The sequence below is a fragment of the Leclercia sp. W6 genome, assembly GCF_003336345.1.
Lineage (GTDB): Bacteria > Pseudomonadota > Gammaproteobacteria > Enterobacterales > Enterobacteriaceae > Enterobacter.
Map to the genome: position 1 here is coordinate 376,224 of NZ_CP031104.1, position 17,497 is coordinate 393,720.

Here is a 17,497-nt window from a genome sequence, read left to right on the forward strand (position 1 = left end):
TTTTGCAGATCGGGCAAACAAAATCGTAGGCCGGGTAAGCGTAGCGCCACCCGGCATTTACATTAAATCTTACATGCGCCGCTTTCGCAGCCATCATCCTGAATGGACGGGGCCAGATCGTCCTGCGCATCTTCCGCACCGTCGCGGGTGTTTTGATAGTACAGGGTCTTCACGCCAAATTTGTAGGCGGTAAGCAGGTCTTTCAGCAGCTGCTGCATCGGCACTTTCCCGGACGGGAAGCGTGACGGATCGTAGTTGGTGTTGGCAGAGATCGACTGGTCGATAAACTTCTGCATGATCCCCACCAGTTGCAGGTAGCCGTCGTTATTTGGCATCTCCCACAGCAGCTCGTAGTTGTTTTTCAGCAGCTCATAATCCGGCACCACCTGGCGCAGGATCCCATCTTTCGACGCTTTGATGCTGACATGACCGCGCGGCGGCTCAATACCGTTGGTGGCGTTAGAGATCTGCGAGGAGGTCTCGGACGGCATCAGGGCAGAGAGCGTGGAGTTACGCAGGCCGTGGGTCTTGATGGACTCGCGCAGGCCTTCCCAGTCAAGATGCAGCGGCTCGTTGGCGATCGCATCCAGGTCTTTCTTATAGGTGTCGATCGGCAGAATGCCTTTGGAATAGGTGGTTTCATTGAACCACGGGCAGGCGCCTTGCTCTTTAGCCAGCTCGTTCGAGGCTTTCAGCAGGTAGTACTGAATGGCTTCGAAGGTCTGGTGCGTCAGGTTGTTAGCGCTGCCGTCGGAGTAGCGTTTGCCGTTTTTCGCCAGCCAGTAGGCATAGTTAATAACGCCAATGCCGAGGGTACGACGACCCATTGCACCACGTTTTGCCGCCGGGATTGGGTAATCCTGGTAATCCAGCAGCGCATCCAGGGCGCGAACCGCCAGCACCGCCAGCTCTTCCAGTTCGTCCAGGCTGTTGATCGCACCCAGGTTGAACGCGGAGAGCGTACACAAGGCGATTTCGCCGTTTTCGTCGTTCACATCTTCCAGCGGTTTGGTCGGCAGGGCGATCTCCAGACACAGGTTGGACTGGCGCACTGGCGCAACGACCGGATCGAACGGGCTGTGGGTGTTGCAGTGGTCAACGTTCTGGATGTAGATACGGCCGGTAGAGGCGCGTTCCTGCATCATCAGGGAGAACAGTTCAACCGCTTTCACACGCTGTTTACGGATGCTGTCGTCTTTTTCATATTTGCTGTACAGACGCTCGAACTCATCCTGATCGGCAAAGAAGGCGTCATACAGACCCGGGACGTCGGACGGGCTGAAGAGGGTAATATCTTCACCTTTCAGCAGACGGGTATACATCAGCTTGTTGATCTGTACGCCGTAGTCCATGTGACGCACGCGGTTGCCTTCCACGCCACGGTTATTTTTCAGCACCAGCAGGCTTTCTACTTCCAGGTGCCACATCGGGTAGAAGAGGGTGGCTGCACCGCCACGCACGCCGCCCTGCGAGCAGGATTTCACCGCAGTCTGGAAGTGCTTATAGAACGGAATACAGCCGGTGTGGAACGCTTCACCGCCACGAATCGGGCTGCCCAGCGCACGAATGCGACCGGCGTTGATGCCGATACCGGCACGCTGAGAAACGTATTTCACAATGGCGCTGGAGGTCGCGTTGATGGAATCCAGGCTGTCGCCGCACTCGATCAGCACGCAGGAGCTGAACTGGCGGGTTGGGGTGCGAACGCCGGACATGATTGGCGTTGGCAGAGAAATCTTGAACGTGGAAACCGCATCGTAGAAACGTTTCACATATTCCAGACGGGTTTCACGCGGGTAGTTCGAGAACAGGCAGGCCGCCACCAGAATGTAGAGGAACTGGGCGCTTTCGTAGATCTCGCCGGTCACGCGGTTCTGGACCAGGTATTTCCCTTCCAGCTGTTTCACCGCGGCGTAGGAGAAGTTCATATCACGCCAGTGATCGATAAACCCGTCCATCTGCTTGAACTCTTCTTCCGTATAGTCTTCCAGCAGATGCGTGTCGTACTTGCCAAGCTCGACCATCTTCACCACATGATCGAACAGCGCTGGCGGCTCAAACTGACCGTAGGCTTTTTTACGCAGGTGGAAAATCGCCAGACGGGCAGCGAGGTACTGATAATCCGGCGCGTCGCGGGAGATGAGATCCGCTGCGGCTTTGATAATGGTTTCGTGGATATCAGACGTTTTGATGCCGTCATAGAACTGGATATGGGAGCGCAGTTCAACCTGGGAGATCGATACGTTATTCAGCCCTTCTGCTGCCCAGTCGAGAACTCGATGGATTTTGTCCAGATTGATACGCTCGGTGGTACCGTCGCGCTTTGTCACCAGCAGACTCTGATTCATGTGGGTTTTTACCTGTCCGTGAAAAAAGAAATATCCCCCGTTTATCCACAGGTTGTTGTGGATAAATACTATATATAGGGGTTTCGCATTAAGCATAACGCAAGATGGTGAGTATTCTAGTAAGGATTCTTTTGAGTACAAGAGTTGATTTTGAGGTTAAATTGAGGTTGTCAAAGCGTAAAAAAGCGTAAGTCCTCGTACCGTAAGGCCTGGACGACATGTCAATATTCCAGAAAAAAAAATGAAAATTTGATCGACTGCTGATTTCTTCAACGGGTGGTCAAAAATGCGCAACAAACTGCTGCGCATTCGTCAGAAAAAGAGTAATTACTCTTGCTCATTTTTGGCGGTGGTATGGAGCATGTAGTTAACGTCCACGCCTGGCGCCAGTTTGAATTTGTCGGTCAGGGGATTGTAGTGCAGGCCGGTCATATGCTGCTCTTTCAGGCTGGTGCCGTCGACCCAGCTCAGTAATTCCGCCGGCTTGATGAATTTTTTCACATCGTGCGTGCCTTTTGGCACCATCCGCAGCACATACTCCGCGCCGACCACCGCCATCAGCCAGGCCTTGCCGTTGCGGTTGATGGTAGAGAAGAACACCTGACCGCCCGGCTTCACCAGCGCGGCACAGGCTTTCACCACCGATTGCGGATCGGGAACATGCTCCAGCATCTCCATGCAGGTGACAACATCGTACTGGTGGGCGTGCTCCGCCGCGTGGGCTTCAACCGTTTCCTGCACGTACTCCACCTGGACACCGCTCTCCAGCGCGTGCAGACGCGCCACCTGTAGCGGCTCGAAGCCCATATCCAGCCCGGTCACCGTGGCGCCTTCGCGCGCCATGCTCTCGGCCAGGATGCCGCCGCCGCACCCCACATCAAGCACCTTTTTACCGAACAGGCCGCCGGAACGCTCCGCGATATAGCCCAGGCGCAGGGGGTTAATGCGGTGCAGCGGTTTGAACTCACCTTCAAGATCCCACCAGCGCGAGGCCACGGCTTCAAATTTGGCGATCTCTTCGTGGTCGACGTTGTCAGCCATCGGGGATTTTTCCGCATTCATGGACGCTTTTACTCCGTAATTTAAAGACGAGGAAGTATATCAGGATAACAAAGCAAATTAGTTTAAACCTAAGCGGGTGTGTTATAATTTCCGACCTTTGAATCCGGGATACAGTAGAGGGATAGCGGTTAGATGAGCGACCTTGCGAGAGAAATTACACCGGTTAACATCGAGGAAGAGCTGAAGAGCTCCTATCTGGATTATGCGATGTCGGTCATTGTTGGCCGTGCGCTGCCGGATGTCCGCGATGGACTTAAGCCGGTACACCGTCGCGTACTATACGCCATGAACGTATTGGGCAATGACTGGAATAAAGCCTACAAAAAATCTGCCCGTGTCGTTGGTGACGTAATCGGTAAATACCATCCTCATGGTGACTCCGCGGTGTACGACACCATCGTCCGTATGGCGCAGCCGTTCTCGCTGCGTTACATGCTGGTTGATGGTCAGGGTAACTTCGGTTCTATCGACGGCGACTCCGCTGCGGCAATGCGTTATACGGAAATCCGCCTGGCGAAGATTGCCCATGAGCTGATGGCCGATCTGGAAAAAGAGACGGTAGATTTTGTCGACAACTATGACGGCACGGAAAAAATTCCTGACGTTATGCCGACGAAGATCCCTAACCTGCTGGTAAACGGTTCGTCCGGTATCGCCGTAGGTATGGCGACCAACATTCCGCCGCACAACATCACCGAAGTGATTAACGGCTGCCTGGCCTATATCGACGATGAAGAGATCAGCATTGAAGGGCTGATGGAACACATCCCGGGCCCGGACTTCCCGACCGCAGCGATTATTAATGGCCGTCGCGGTATCGAAGAGGCCTACCGTACCGGTCGCGGCAAGATCTATATTCGTGCCCGCGCCGAAGTGGAAGCGGATGCCAAATCTGGCCGTGAGACCATTATCGTCCACGAAATTCCGTATCAGGTGAACAAAGCGCGCCTGATCGAGAAGATTGCCGAGCTGGTTAAAGAGAAACGTATTGAAGGTATCAGCGCGCTGCGTGATGAGTCTGACAAAGACGGCATGCGTATCGTGATTGAAATCAAACGCGATGCGGTAGGGGAAGTAGTACTTAACAACCTCTACTCCCTGACGCAGCTTCAGGTCTCCTTCGGTATTAACATGGTGGCACTGCACCATGGTCAGCCGAAGATCATGAACCTGAAAGATATTCTGAGCGCGTTTGTGCGTCACCGCCGTGAAGTGGTGACCCGCCGGACTATTTTCGAACTGCGTAAAGCCCGCGATCGTGCGCACATCCTTGAAGCGCTGGCGGTAGCCCTGGCAAACATCGATCCGATCATCGAGCTGATCCGTCGTGCGCCAACCCCTGCCGAAGCGAAAGCGGGCCTGATCGCCCAGCCGTGGGATCTGGGCAACGTTTCGGCGATGCTGGAACGTGCCGGTGACGATGCCGCGCGTCCTGAGTGGCTGGAGCCGCAGTACGGTATTCGCGAGGGCAAATACTGGCTGACCGAACAGCAGGCCCAGGCGATTCTGGATCTGCGTCTGCAGAAACTGACTGGCCTTGAGCATGAAAAACTGCTCGACGAGTACAAAGAGCTGCTGGAGCAGATCGCTGAGCTGCTGCATATCCTCGGCAGCGCCGATCGTCTGATGGAAGTGATCCGCGAAGAGCTGGAGCTGGTCCGCGATCAGTTCGGCGATGAGCGTCGCACGGAAATCACCGCCAACTCCGCAGATATCAACATCGAAGACCTGATCAACCAGGAAGACGTTGTGGTTACCCTGTCTCACCAGGGCTACGTGAAGTACCAGCCGTTAACCGACTATGAAGCACAGCGTCGTGGCGGTAAGGGCAAGTCAGCGGCACGTATTAAAGAAGAAGACTTTATCGACCGCCTGCTGGTGGCCAACACCCACGACACCATCCTCTGCTTCTCCAGCCGGGGCCGTCTGTACTGGATGAAGGTTTATCAACTGCCGGAAGCGAGCCGTGGTGCCCGTGGACGTCCAATCGTCAACCTGCTGCCGCTGGAACAAAACGAACGTATTACGGCGATCCTGCCGGTTCGCGAATACGCTGAAGGGGTGAACGTCTTTATGGCGACCGCCAGCGGTACGGTGAAGAAAACCGCCCTGACCGAGTTCAGCCGCCCACGTTCTGCCGGCATTATCGCCGTCAACCTGAACGAAGGCGATGAACTGATTGGCGTGGATCTGACCTCCGGCTCCGATGAGGTGATGCTCTTCTCTGCCGCCGGTAAAGTGGTGCGCTTCAAAGAGAACGCGGTGCGCGCCATGGGCCGTACGGCGACCGGTGTCCGCGGGATCAAACTGGCGGGCGAAGACAGCGTGGTCTCCCTGATTGTTCCACGTGGCGAAGGCGCAATCCTCACCGTCACCCAGAATGGTTACGGTAAGCGTACTGCCCAGGATGAATATCCAACCAAGTCCCGTGGCACCCAGGGCGTTATCTCGATCAAAGTGACCGAGCGCAACGGCTCCGTTGTTGGCGCAGTACAGGTCGATGATACCGACCAGATCATGATGATCACCGATGCCGGTACGCTGGTGCGTACCCGCGTGTCGGAAATCAGCGTGGTGGGCCGTAACACCCAGGGCGTGATCCTCATCCGTACCGCGGAAGATGAAAACGTGGTGGGTCTGCAGCGTGTTGCTGAGCCAGTGGATGACGAAGAGCTCGACTCTATCGACGGTAGCGTGGCAGAAGGTGACGATGAAATCGCGCCGGAAGCGGAAATCGACGATGATGCGGCAGATGATGCCGAAGAGTAATCTCTTCTGATGACAAAGGGCCGGTTTCCGGCCCTTTTCTTTTGTCGCGGCGCTGAATTGCAGACAACCGAACGTTGCGACGGCGGCGATTTACCGCTACCTTAACCCATTCCTTGTGAACCTGACGGCGGAGCCTCGCCCCCTTGAAATACCTCGTCTCCTTTCGAACCACGCTGAAAGTTTCTCGCTATCTTTTTCGGGCGCTGGCGCTCCTGATTTGGGTGCTTATCGCACTATTTTCGGTGTTTTACATCGTCAATGCGCTGCACCAGAAGGAGGCGGAGATCCGTCAGGAGTTTAGCCTCAGCTTCGATCAGTCCCAGCGCTATATTCAGCGCACCGCGGACGTCATGAAGGAGCTCAAATATATCGCCGAAAACCGTCTGACGGCGGAGAATGGTGTTCTGGCTATTCGCGGGCGCGACAGTAAGGCGGATGTCCCCAACTTTGAACCGCTTTTCCCCGACTCTGACTGCTCGGCGATGGGCTCAGCGTGGCGGGGCTCGCTGGAGTCGCTGGCCTGGTTTATGCGCTACTGGCGCGATAACTTCTCGGCAGCCTATGACCTGAACCGCGTTTTCCTGATTGGCAGCGAAAATCTCTGTATGGCCGATTTTGGCCTGCGCGATGTGCCGGTGGACCGCGACAGCGCACTGAAAAGCCTGCACGAGCGGATCATCAAATACCGTAACGCGCCGCAGGATGAGCGCGGTAATAATCTGTTCTGGATAAGCCAGGGTCCGCGTTCAGGAGTAGGCTACTTCTATGCCCTGACGCCGGTCTATCTGGGCAACCGTCTGCAGGCGATGCTCGGTATTGAGCAGACTATCCGCATGGAGAACTTTTTCACCCCGGGTAATCTGCCGATGGGCGTGACCATTCTCGATGAAAACGGTCACTCTCTCATTTCACTGGCCGGGCCGGAATCGCGGCTGAAGGTTGATCCTCGCTGGATGCAGGAGCGCTCATGGTTTGGCTACAGCGCCGGTTTTCGTGACCTGGTGTTGAAAAAAAGCCTGCCGCCTTCGTCGCTGAGCATTGTTTACTCCGTACCAGTGGATATGGTGCTGGAGCGTATTCGGATACTGATCCTCAACTCGGTACTGCTAAACGTGCTGGTGGGGATTGCGCTGTTTACCCTCGCGCGGATGTACGAGCGTAAAATCTTTATTCCGGCGGAGAACGATGCCCAGCGTCTTGAAGAGCATGAGCAGTTTAACCGCAAGATTGTTGCTTCTGCGCCGGTGGGGATCTGTATTTTACGCACCCTTGACGGGACCAACATCCTCAGTAACGAGCTGGCGCATAACTATCTCAATATGCTCACCCATGAGGACCGACAGCGGCTGACGCAGATTATCTGTGGGCAGCAGGTCAACTTCGTCGATGTCCTGACCAGTAACAACACTAACCTGCAGATAAGCTTTGTTCATTCGCGCTATCGCAATGAGAACGTGGCGATCTGCGTGCTGGTGGATGTTTCCGCGCGCGTCAAAATGGAAGAGTCTTTGCAGGACATGGCCCAGTCCGCCGAACAGGCCAGCCAGTCGAAATCGATGTTCCTTGCCACCGTCAGTCACGAACTGCGTACTCCGCTCTACGGGATTATCGGTAACCTCGATCTGCTGCAGACCAAAGAGCTGCCGCGCGGCGTTGACCGTCTGGTGACGGCGATGAACAACTCCTCCAGCCTGCTGCTGAAAATCATCAGCGACATTCTCGACTTCTCTAAAATTGAGTCCGAGCAGCTGAAAATTGAACCGCGCGAATTCTCGCCGCGCGAGGTGATGAACCATATCAGCGCCAACTACCTGCCGCTGGTGGTGCGTAAGCAACTGGGGCTGTACTGCTTTATTGAGCCGGACGTGCCGCTAACGCTGCAGGGCGATCCGATGCGCCTGCAGCAGGTGATCTCCAACCTGCTCAGCAACGCCATTAAGTTCACTGACATGGGTTGCATTGTAATGCATGTCGCCAAAGCGGGGGACTACCTGAGCATTCGCGTGCGCGACACCGGGGTAGGGATCCCGGCCAAAGAGGTGGTCAAACTTTTCGACCCGTTCTTCCAGGTGGGGACGGGGGTTCAGCGTAACTTCCAGGGCACCGGGCTGGGGCTGGCGATCTGTGAAAAACTGATCAGCATGATGGACGGCGATATCTCGGTGGATACCGAACCGGGCATGGGCAGTCAGTTTACTATCCGTATTCCACTTTATGCGGCGCAGTCACCGGCTAACATGCTGATTGAGGGATTAAGCGATAAACGCTGCTGGCTGGCGGTCAATAATGCCTCGCTGTATGCCTACCTGGAATCCCTGCTGACCTCATACGGCATCCGGGTGGCGCGCTACGCCGGACAAACCCCGGACGCGGAAGATATGCTTCTCACTGACGATGAGCTGACGAAGCCGTGGCAGGGTAAAGCGGCGGTGATCTTCTGCCGGCGCCATATCGGTATCGCCCTGGAGCGTGCGCACGGCGAGTGGGTGAACAGCGTAGCCTCGCCGCACGAGCTGATTACGCTGCTGGCGCGTATCTATCGTGTGGAAATGGACAGCGCGGACGGGACAACGTCGCTGCCGTCGCCGGAATCCGAGCAGTCATTGAATGAGGACATGATGATTCTGGTGGTGGACGACCATCCGATTAACCGTCGCCTGCTGGCCGATCAGCTCGGCTCGCTGGGCTATCAGTGCAAAACGGCGAATGACGGCGTGGATGCCCTCAATGTGCTGAGCAAAAACCACATCGACATTGTCCTGAGTGATGTGAACATGCCGAATATGGATGGCTATCGCCTGACTCAGCGCATCCGTCAGCTCGGTCTGACGCTGCCGGTGGTGGGCGTCACCGCTAACGCGCTGGCTGAAGAGAAGCAGCGCTGTCTGGAATCGGGGATGGATAGCTGTCTTTCCAAGCCGGTGACGCTGGATGTCCTGAAACAGACGCTGTCGGTATATGCGGAGCGGGTGAGAAGAGCGCGGGGATAAAAAAAAGCCCAGAAATGGGCTTTTTTATTGCCCGGCGGCGCTTCGCTTGCGCGGGCCTACGGGCATTGTAGGCCGGGTAAGCGAAGCGCCACCCGGCATTTCACGGAATTACTCTTTATCTGCAGGACTCAGGGTCACGGAGGAGAGGTAGTTCAGCAGGGCGATGTCGTTCTCCACGCCCAGCTTCATCATCGCCGATTTTTTCTGGCTACTGATGGTCTTGATGCTGCGGTTCAGCTTCTTGGCAATTTCGGTCACCAGGAAACCTTCGGCAAACAGACGCAGGACTTCACTCTCTTTTGGCGACAGGCGTTTGTCACCGTAACCGCCAGCGCTGATTTTTTCCAGCAGGCGAGAGACGCTTTCCGGCGTGAATTTTTTCCCTTTCTGCAGCGCGGCCAGCGCTTTCGGCAGATCGGTCGGCGCGCCCTGTTTCAGGACGATGCCTTCGATATCGAGATCCAGAACCGCGCTCAAAATCGCTGGGTTATTGTTCATGGTCAGCACGATGATCGAAATGCTTGGGAAATGGCGCTTGATGTATTTGATCAGCGTAATCCCGTCACCGTACTTATCTCCAGGCATGGAAAGGTCGGTGATGAGCACGTGCGCATCAAGCTTTGGCAGGTTATTAATCAGTGCTGTGGAATCTTCAAATTCACCGACTACATTCACCCACTCGATCTGTTCAAGTGATTTGCGAATACCGAACAGTACAATCGGATGGTCATCGGCAATAATTACGTTCATATTGTTCATGTATAGGGCTACCTTGCTACAGCAAGCTTTTGACGTAGGCGTCAATGTCGCTGATGTATTTTTCTATGCTGGCGGCATCTTTCTCACGAATAAGATGTTCCAGCGTTTCACATAATTGCTTGCCTGGAACCAGATTAAGCATGGCAAACACCCCTTTGAGCCGGTGTGCTGTCTGAGCCAGCGCCGCGAAGTCGTTCACGGCCGATTCAGTATACAACCTCTTAACATCATCTGGAACTGTGTCTACAAAGAGCGAATAATATCCGCTGGCATGAAGTTCAGCATTTTCATTGCCGCCCAGTGGGGATTCCGGGATCGTTTCCTGCGCCAGTTGCTCTTCTATTAGTTGTAGTACAGCTTCATGCATAGCATTGCTCATATTAAAGTTGACGCGCACCTGGCCGGGGCCAATTTTCCGCACGCCTGGCTCATCATCGCTTAAAAGCAAGCCCGAGGCAGTAAGATTAGACGGATTATCTGTTAAAAAGAGATCATATTCTTGACTTGCCAGCCGTTCGTCAGGGGATATACAGGTTGCCCCCCAGTTTTCCAGCTGACGAACCACAATATTGCGGATCTCGTTTGAGGTCACGTCCACCATTATTACCACATCATCCAGCAGGCGTTCATCCTCCTCCGCGTCCTGCGGACTTGCCGCCATTTTGACGTGCAGAGAGTAGCGGGTGCCCAGCGATTCACGCGCTTTGATATTCAGATGGCCGCCAAGCTTACGCGCCAGCTGATCGCAGAGCCAGAAGGTGAGGGCATTGGCTTTGCCATAGTTGTCACCCTGAGTCTCGTTAAGGAACGGGAAGTGCAGATTATCAATTTCGCTGGCGGTAACCCCTTCGCCGGTATCCAGAATGCGGAAGGTGAGACGGTCTTCAGCCGATTCATCGCTGCTCACTTCAAGGGTAATTTTGCCGATCTGGGTGGTGGTGACTGCGTACTGGATCAGCATCAAAAGAATGCGGCGCAGGGCGTCACGGTCGCCATGACGCTCATCGTTCGCGCGCAGCGGGTTGTTAATCAGCAGCTGCAGCCCTTTACGCTTGATGACCGGCAGCACTTCCGGCACCACTTCATCAATCAGATCCTGAATGGAAAACAGCGAGGCCGTGCTCTTCCAGGTGTCATTTTCCAGCATGTTGGCAAGCTGGATCTCATCCACCAGCCGTACCAGCGTATCGGCATGAGCGGAAAGCTGCATGCTCTCCGGGGTGGATAAATGGGCGGCTTCGCTGGCAAGCGCCTTCAGCGGCAGCTTGAACGCTTCGCCGATATTTTGCATAAACGCCGCGCGGCCCTGCTGGTTTTTCTCATACAGCCTTTGCGCCTGTTTTAGCTTTTTATTGACCAGCACCTCGCGATCCTGATCGCGAATAATGAAAATCTGCGTGCGCGATGCCACCTGGCTGCGGAACTGGCGGATCTCGTACAGCTCATTATTAATCGTGGCCTGAATCACCCCCTGGTGCTGATCCGCCATGCTGGTGATGTTTTGCAGATTCAGGTGGGGCAGCAGATGGTCGGCAATTTTGTTGCTGATCACCGTACGGTTAGCCTCCTGGTCATGGACCAGCAGGCCGAGCGGCAGCACAGAAACAATCTCTTCATTGAGGGCGCGCAGGACACGCAGCTCGTTGTTGGTACCGGCTGCCACAGGAACATCGCTCTGGCGACCTGGTTGCGAACGGAAGGTACTGTAACCGAACAGCGCCAGCGCCAGCAGACCAATATTAAGCAGCAGGGGCAACAGGATGTTTTGCAGCGTATCCAGCAGCAGCGTACCGAAAGGCACCTGCCAGACCAGACGCATGCCGGTGGTGTTCAGGGTGGAAGCAATTTCGATTTTCGAACCATTAAAGGTGATAGAGACGCTGTCAGGGCTCTCTTTATCCGTCGGCGCGCGCAGGTTTTGCACTCCGTTGTCCTGCTCCAGGCGGAAGCTTTCCAGCGGCATATCCGGCGGGATCAGATCGTTGATGGGCAGATCGAAGGCTACCACCGTGGCCAGATGGCCTGGCTGATTGAATGTTGTACGCAGGGTGAAGTAGTGGCCATTTTGCCAGGCCAGTCGGCGCAGGGAGGAGAAACTTTCGCGCTCATCCAGGGCGTTAGCCTGCTGCAGCATCTCCGCGCGACGGGAATCGACAATATTACCCACCGTAGACTCTTTGAACCCGGAGGAGAGATCTTTAAGTGGCAGGGTGGAGATCAGGATCATGCTGTTGTCCTGACCGTTGAGATAGTACATCGACCAGGGAACGGTCTCCGCGCCCCACAGCGTATCCAGATAGGTCGACATGCGCTGGGTCATCTCCAGCGTAGCGCTGTCGTGGGAACCAAAAATCAGGGCTTCGGTTTTGCGTCGCGTTTTCTCAAGATAGTAAACGTCCTGCTTCAGGCGCGTCTCCTGCAAACCTTCAGCAGAGGAAGTGGTAGGGGTTGCCGCGATATTGTCGTAAATCTGCCAGGTGGCGTAGCGCCAGGTATCGATGCGCTGATGCAGCGCGTGGCTGATATCGACAATCTGATAGCTGCGGTCTTTGAGCCAGGTGTTCACGGCGCTTTGCACCATTACGCCCATGGTCACTAACAGCACAACGATCAATAGAAGAAAGAAACGAGTAACGCTGCCCGGAAGCAGGGAGAACTTGTTCGCGGCTGTGGTTTCAGACTGACTCATTGATGTGTTTAACCCGTTATGGCTGCGCTTCAGGCGAGTAGGGCAGTATAAAGCGTAATAATCGAATTTCCAGCCTCACGCCACGGGTGAGGCTGACTTTTTCACGTCGTTGCAGGACGAAAAAGGATTGTCTTAAATCTGTACGCCCAGGTAAAAATTGTACAAATAACTCACAATAGTTGGAAAAAATAGCACGAATAAACAAGAAATTAAATTCATCACGCAATTTATGAGCCTAAAAATAGCAAGCGAAGATTTAATTAATAGTCGTTATAGTTACAGGTGGGTGGCACAAATTATATAAAATTGCGTAAAGATGAGTAAAAAAAACCGAATGCATTGCATTCGGTTCAATTCTGGATAAACAGACATTCAAATTTGAATGACGGTAATAAATAAAGTTAATGATGATAGCGAGAGATATTTTAGTAGCCGCTGCGGTTTTTGTTTTGTCAATCAGTGCTATAATTTATTTTTGTGTAAGTTGTTGATATTTATGATAAGTTTTTAAAATTTGATTTTTAGTGCGCTATTTTTTAACTAAATGTGCGGACAAAAAGTTCCCTGAAATTTACAATTTGAAACATCTATACGGCAATATGAAACATCTTAAAAGTTTTCGTATCATATTCTTATTGGATTATTCTGTATTTTTGAGGAGAATGAACTTGCCGACTGGTTAAGAGGGTTAATCAGTAAGCAGTGGTAATAAAAGACATATAACAGAGGGTTAAAATAATGAAAGTTAAAGTACTGTCCCTCCTGGTGCCAGCACTGCTGGTAGCAGGCGCAGCGAATGCGGCTGAAATTTATAACAAAGACGGCAACAAATTAGATCTCTACGGTAAAGTAGACGGTCTGCACTATTTCTCTGATGACGACGGCGCTGATGGCGATCAGACTTACATGCGTCTCGGCTTCAAAGGCGAAACTCAGGTTAACGATCAGATCACTGGCTACGGTCAGTGGGAATACCAGATTCAGGGCAACACCACCGAGAGCGACAACCAGTCCTGGACGCGTGTGGCCTTCGCAGGTCTGAAGTTCGCTGAAGCAGGTTCTTTCGACTACGGTCGTAACTACGGCGTAATCTACGACGTCACCTCCTGGACCGACGTTCTGCCAGAATTCGGCGGCGACACCTACGGTTCCGACAACTTCCTGCAATCCCGTGCTAACGGCGTTGCAACCTACCGTAACCAGGACTTCTTCGGTCTGGTTGACGGCCTGAACTTTGCTCTGCAGTACCAGGGTAAAAACGGCAGCGTCAGCGGCGAAAACGACACCGGTCGTAGCCTGCTGAAACAGAACGGCGACGGCTTCGGCGGCTCTCTGACTTACGATCTGGGCGAAGGCTTCAGCGTAGGTGCGGCAGCAGCCTCTTCTAAACGTACCGCAGACCAGAACGCTGCAGGCGTTTACGGCGACGGCGACCGTGCTGAAGTGTACAGCGGCGGCCTGAAATATGACGCGAACAACCTGTACCTGGCAGCGCAGTACTCCCAGACCTACAACGCCACCCGTTTCGGCAACTCTCAGAACGGCAGCGACATTTACGGCTTCGCTAACAAAGCACAGAACTTCGAAGTGGTTGCACAGTACCAGTTCGACTTCGGTCTGCGTCCATCCGTGGCTTACCTGCAGTCTAAAGGTAAGGACATTGATAACTACGGCGACCAGGATCTGCTGAAATATGTTGATGTTGGCACGACTTACTACTTCAACAAAAACATGTCCACCTACGTGGATTACAAAATCAACCTGCTGGATAATAACTCCTTCACCCGTCAGGCTGGCATCAGCACCGATGACATCGTAGCACTGGGTCTGGTTTACCAGTTCTAAGTCTTACGTACTATTGCGAAAGGGGCCAAAAGGCCCCTTTTTTTGTTTTACCATCAGGCCCTTACAAAGCCTGTTTTTTGGTGTACTCTTGCCGGTCTCAGGCTTGAGGATAATAACGAATGGAAATTACTTTTTTGCGTGTCGGCTTGTTGGCGACACTGTTTATGCTGGCTGCGTGTGACGCACCTGCTCCCTCTGCAAAGAGCGAAACCGCCGCCGCGACGGTGCTGGAAGGGAAAACGATGGGTACCTTCTGGCGCGTCAGCGCCATCGATCTCTCCGCTGCCCGGGCTGAAGAGCTGCGCGGGAAGATCCAGGCTCAGCTGGACGGCGATGACCAGCTAATGTCTACTTATAAAAACGACTCCGCGCTGATGCGCTTTAATCAGTCGAAGAGTACCTCACCCTGGCCGGTGAGCGAAGCGATGGCTGACATTGTCACCGAATCGCTGCGGGTGGGCTACAAAACGAACGGCGCGATGGACATTACCGTCGGCCCACTGGTTAACCTGTGGGGCTTTGGCCCGAATAAGCAGCCGGTGAAAACCCCCGATCAGGCGCAAATTGACGATGCCCGGGCGAAAACGGGGCTGCAGCATCTGTCCGTGATTAATCAGTCCGGCCAGCAGTATCTGCAAAAAGATATTCCCGATCTGTTTGTCGATCTCTCAACGGTGGGCGAAGGTTACGCCGCCGATCACCTGGCCCGGCTAATGGCCGAAGAGGGGATCTCGCGCTATCTGGTATCGGTAGGCGGGGCGCTGGTCAGCCGGGGCATGAACGCCAGCGATAAGCCCTGGCGCGTGGCGATCCAGAAGCCGACCGATGAGCAAAACGCCGTGCAGGCCATTCTCGATATCAATGGCCACGGTATCAGCACCTCCGGCAGCTACCGCAACTATTATGAGCTGGACGGAAAACGCATTTCGCACGTAATCGATCCACAGACCGGTCGTCCGATTACCCACAACCTGGTGTCGGTGACGGTGATCTCCCCGACGGCCCTGGAGGCCGATGCCTGGGATACCGGCCTGATGGTGCTGGGGACGGAAAAAGCCAAAGAGGTTGTGCGTCAGCAAGGGCTGGCTGTCTATATGATCACCCGCGAGGGGGAGGGCTTCAAAACCTGGATGTCCCCGCAGTTCGCCAGTTTCCTCGTTAACGGGAAGAATTAAAAAGCAAGGTTGCGGGTTTTTCTCGGCTGGCGCTCAGGCAGGCTATGAGTATGCTTACAGAAGGAGCCGATCATGAAAAAGCCGAACCTGAATAATGATGATGAACGCTGGCTGGCGGTGCTGGCCCGCGATGAGAGTGCCGATGGTCAGTTTGTTTTTGCCGTACAGACCACCGGCATCTTTTGCCGCCCCTCCTGCCGGGCGCGTCATGCCCTACGTGAAAACGTTCGCTTTTACCCCGATGCCCGCCAGGCGGCGCAGGCGGGTTTTCGTCCCTGCAAACGCTGCCGCCCGGATCAACAGGACCCGCAGGCGCAGCGCGTCGCCACCATCGAAAAAGCCTGCCGGCTACTTGAGCAGGAGCAGCCTTTAACCCTTGAGCAGCTGGCGGAAGCGGTGGCGATGAGCCCGTACCATCTTCATCGTCTGTTCAAAACCGCCACCGGGATGACCCCGAAAGCCTGGCAGCAGGCGGCCCGGGCGAAACGGCTGCGACACGCTCTGGCGCAGGGGGATAAAATTACTGACTCCGTGCTGGCGGCAGGTTTCCCCGACAGCAGCAGCTACTATCGCAACGCCGATGCTACGCTGGGGATGACCGCGAAGCAGTACCGCAACGGCGGGGAAGAGACCACCGTGCGCTACGCCCTGAGCGACTGTACGCTGGGGCGCTGCCTGGTGGCGGAAAGCGCGCGGGGGATCTGCGCCATTTTACCCGGCGATGACGACAGCACGCTGGTTGCCGAGCTGGCGACCCTTTTTCCGCACGCCCGGCGGGAACAGGCAGATGCCGCCTTTGCCGCCCGCGTCGCCCGGGTGATCGCCAGCGTGGATAACCACGCCGTGGCGCTCGCCCTGCCGCTGGATATTCGCGGCACCGCTTTTCAGCGCCAGGTCTGGCAGGCCTTGCGCGCCATTCCCGGCGGCGAAACGGCAAGCTATCAACAGGTGGCAAACGCCATTGGACATCCTGGCGCGGTGCGGGCGGTGGCCCGGGCCTGTGCCGCCAACAAACTGGCGGTTATCATCCCTTGTCACCGGGTGGTGCGAAGCGACGGCGGGATCTCGGGCTACCGCTGGGGCACGGCCCGTAAAGCGGCGCTGCTGCGTCGGGAAGCGAAAAAAGAGGAGGTGTGATGCTCGATCTCTTTGCAGATGAACAACCCTGGCAGGAGCCGCTGGCGCCCGGTGCGGTGATCCTGCGCCGCTTCGCCCGGGCTGGGGCGCCTGCATTAATGCAGGCAATCGAACAGGTGGCTACCGTCTCGCCGTTCCGCCAGATGGTCACCCCCGGGGGTTACACCATGTCGGTGGCAATGACCAACTGCGGCGGGCTGGGCTGGACCACCAATCAGCGGGGCTATCTCTACTCCCCGAAAGACCCGCTTACCGACGCCCTCTGGCCACCGATGCCGGAGGCGTTTGCCACCCTGTGCCACGATGCTGCCTGCGCGGCGGGCTACCCTGAGTTCCAGCCGGACGCCTGTCTCATCAACCGTTACGCGATTGGGGCTAAGCTCTCATTGCATCAGGATAAAGATGAAGCGGACCTGCGGGCGCCGATTGTCTCGGTCTCCCTCGGCCTGCCGGCGGTATTCCAGTTCGGCGGTTTACGCCGTAACGATCCGCTGAAACGCCTGCTGCTGGAGCATGGCGACGTAGTGGTCTGGGGCGGGCCATCCCGCCTGTTTTACCATGGCATTCAGTCCCTTAAGCCTGGTACGCATCCTCTTACCGGCGATTATCGCTACAACCTGACCTTCCGTCAGGCGGCGTACAGCGAATAAAAATAAGAATTATTCTTGATGTAAACGGCGAGCAGTTTACACTGCTGGCTGTTTTTTCTTGTCTGGATTGCTC

General features: G+C 55.1%; 10 protein-coding genes. 6 read left to right on the forward strand and 4 right to left on the reverse strand.

Annotation, left to right across the window (positions count from 1 at the left end; all coding sequences use genetic code 11):
• Window positions 1–62 precede the first annotated feature (62 nt).
• Both nrdA and ubiG read right to left on the reverse strand, forming a co-directional pair.
• Complete coding sequence (gene nrdA, locus DVA43_RS01890) at window positions 63–2,348, reverse strand: class 1a ribonucleoside-diphosphate reductase subunit alpha (protein ID WP_103180414.1); 2,286 nt, start codon at window positions 2,346–2,348, stop codon at window positions 63–65.
• A gap of 327 nt (window positions 2,349–2,675) precedes the next feature.
• Window positions 2,676–3,410, reverse strand: coding sequence for a bifunctional 2-polyprenyl-6-hydroxyphenol methylase/3-demethylubiquinol 3-O-methyltransferase UbiG (gene ubiG / locus DVA43_RS01895; protein WP_114314397.1), 735 nt, complete (start codon window positions 3,408–3,410; stop codon window positions 2,676–2,678).
• A gap of 132 nt (window positions 3,411–3,542) precedes the next feature.
• On the opposite strand from ubiG, the gene gyrA reads away from it, so the two are divergent.
• Window positions 3,543–6,179 (forward strand): DNA topoisomerase (ATP-hydrolyzing) subunit A, encoded by a 2,637-nt coding sequence (gyrA, locus tag DVA43_RS01900; protein WP_114314398.1) that lies wholly within the window; start codon window positions 3,543–3,545, stop codon window positions 6,177–6,179.
• Between the two features lie 143 nt (window positions 6,180–6,322).
• Entirely contained in the window at window positions 6,323–9,169 is a 2,847-nt protein-coding gene (gene rcsC, locus DVA43_RS01905; RefSeq protein ID WP_114314399.1) for a two-component system sensor histidine kinase RcsC, read from the forward strand.
• A gap of 108 nt (window positions 9,170–9,277) precedes the next feature.
• On the opposite strand, the gene rcsB is transcribed toward rcsC, so the two are convergent.
• On the reverse strand, window positions 9,278–9,928 hold the full coding sequence (gene rcsB / locus DVA43_RS01910) for a response regulator transcription factor RcsB (RefSeq protein ID WP_032612710.1): 651 nt from the start codon (window positions 9,926–9,928) through the stop codon (window positions 9,278–9,280).
• Window positions 9,929–9,944: 16 nt separating this feature from the next.
• Window positions 9,945–12,617, reverse strand: a complete 2,673-nt coding sequence (gene rcsD, locus DVA43_RS01915) for a phosphotransferase RcsD (RefSeq protein WP_114314400.1) — start codon at window positions 12,615–12,617, stop codon at window positions 9,945–9,947.
• A gap of 738 nt (window positions 12,618–13,355) precedes the next feature.
• On the opposite strand from rcsD, the gene DVA43_RS01925 reads away from it, so the two are divergent.
• The 4 genes from DVA43_RS01925 (at window position 13,356) to alkB (ending at window position 17,424) form a co-directional block, all read left to right on the forward strand.
• Window positions 13,356–14,462, forward strand: coding sequence for a porin OmpC (locus DVA43_RS01925; RefSeq protein WP_103825112.1), 1,107 nt, complete (start codon window positions 13,356–13,358; stop codon window positions 14,460–14,462).
• 119 nt (window positions 14,463–14,581) lie between these two features.
• The gene (gene apbE, locus DVA43_RS01930) at window positions 14,582–15,637 is read left to right on the forward strand and encodes an FAD:protein FMN transferase ApbE (RefSeq protein ID WP_103825111.1); all 1,056 of its coding nucleotides are present in this window, start codon (window positions 14,582–14,584) and stop codon (window positions 15,635–15,637) included.
• A gap of 72 nt (window positions 15,638–15,709) precedes the next feature.
• Window positions 15,710–16,774 (forward strand): bifunctional DNA-binding transcriptional regulator/O6-methylguanine-DNA methyltransferase Ada, encoded by a 1,065-nt coding sequence (gene ada / locus DVA43_RS01935; RefSeq protein ID WP_114314402.1) that lies wholly within the window; start codon window positions 15,710–15,712, stop codon window positions 16,772–16,774.
• Window positions 16,774–17,424: a DNA oxidative demethylase AlkB gene (gene alkB / locus DVA43_RS01940; RefSeq protein WP_114314403.1), complete on the forward strand. Its 651-nt coding sequence runs from the start codon at window positions 16,774–16,776 to the stop codon at window positions 17,422–17,424. Before ada ends, alkB begins: the two co-directional genes overlap by 1 nt.
• Window positions 17,425–17,497 lie beyond the last annotated feature (73 nt).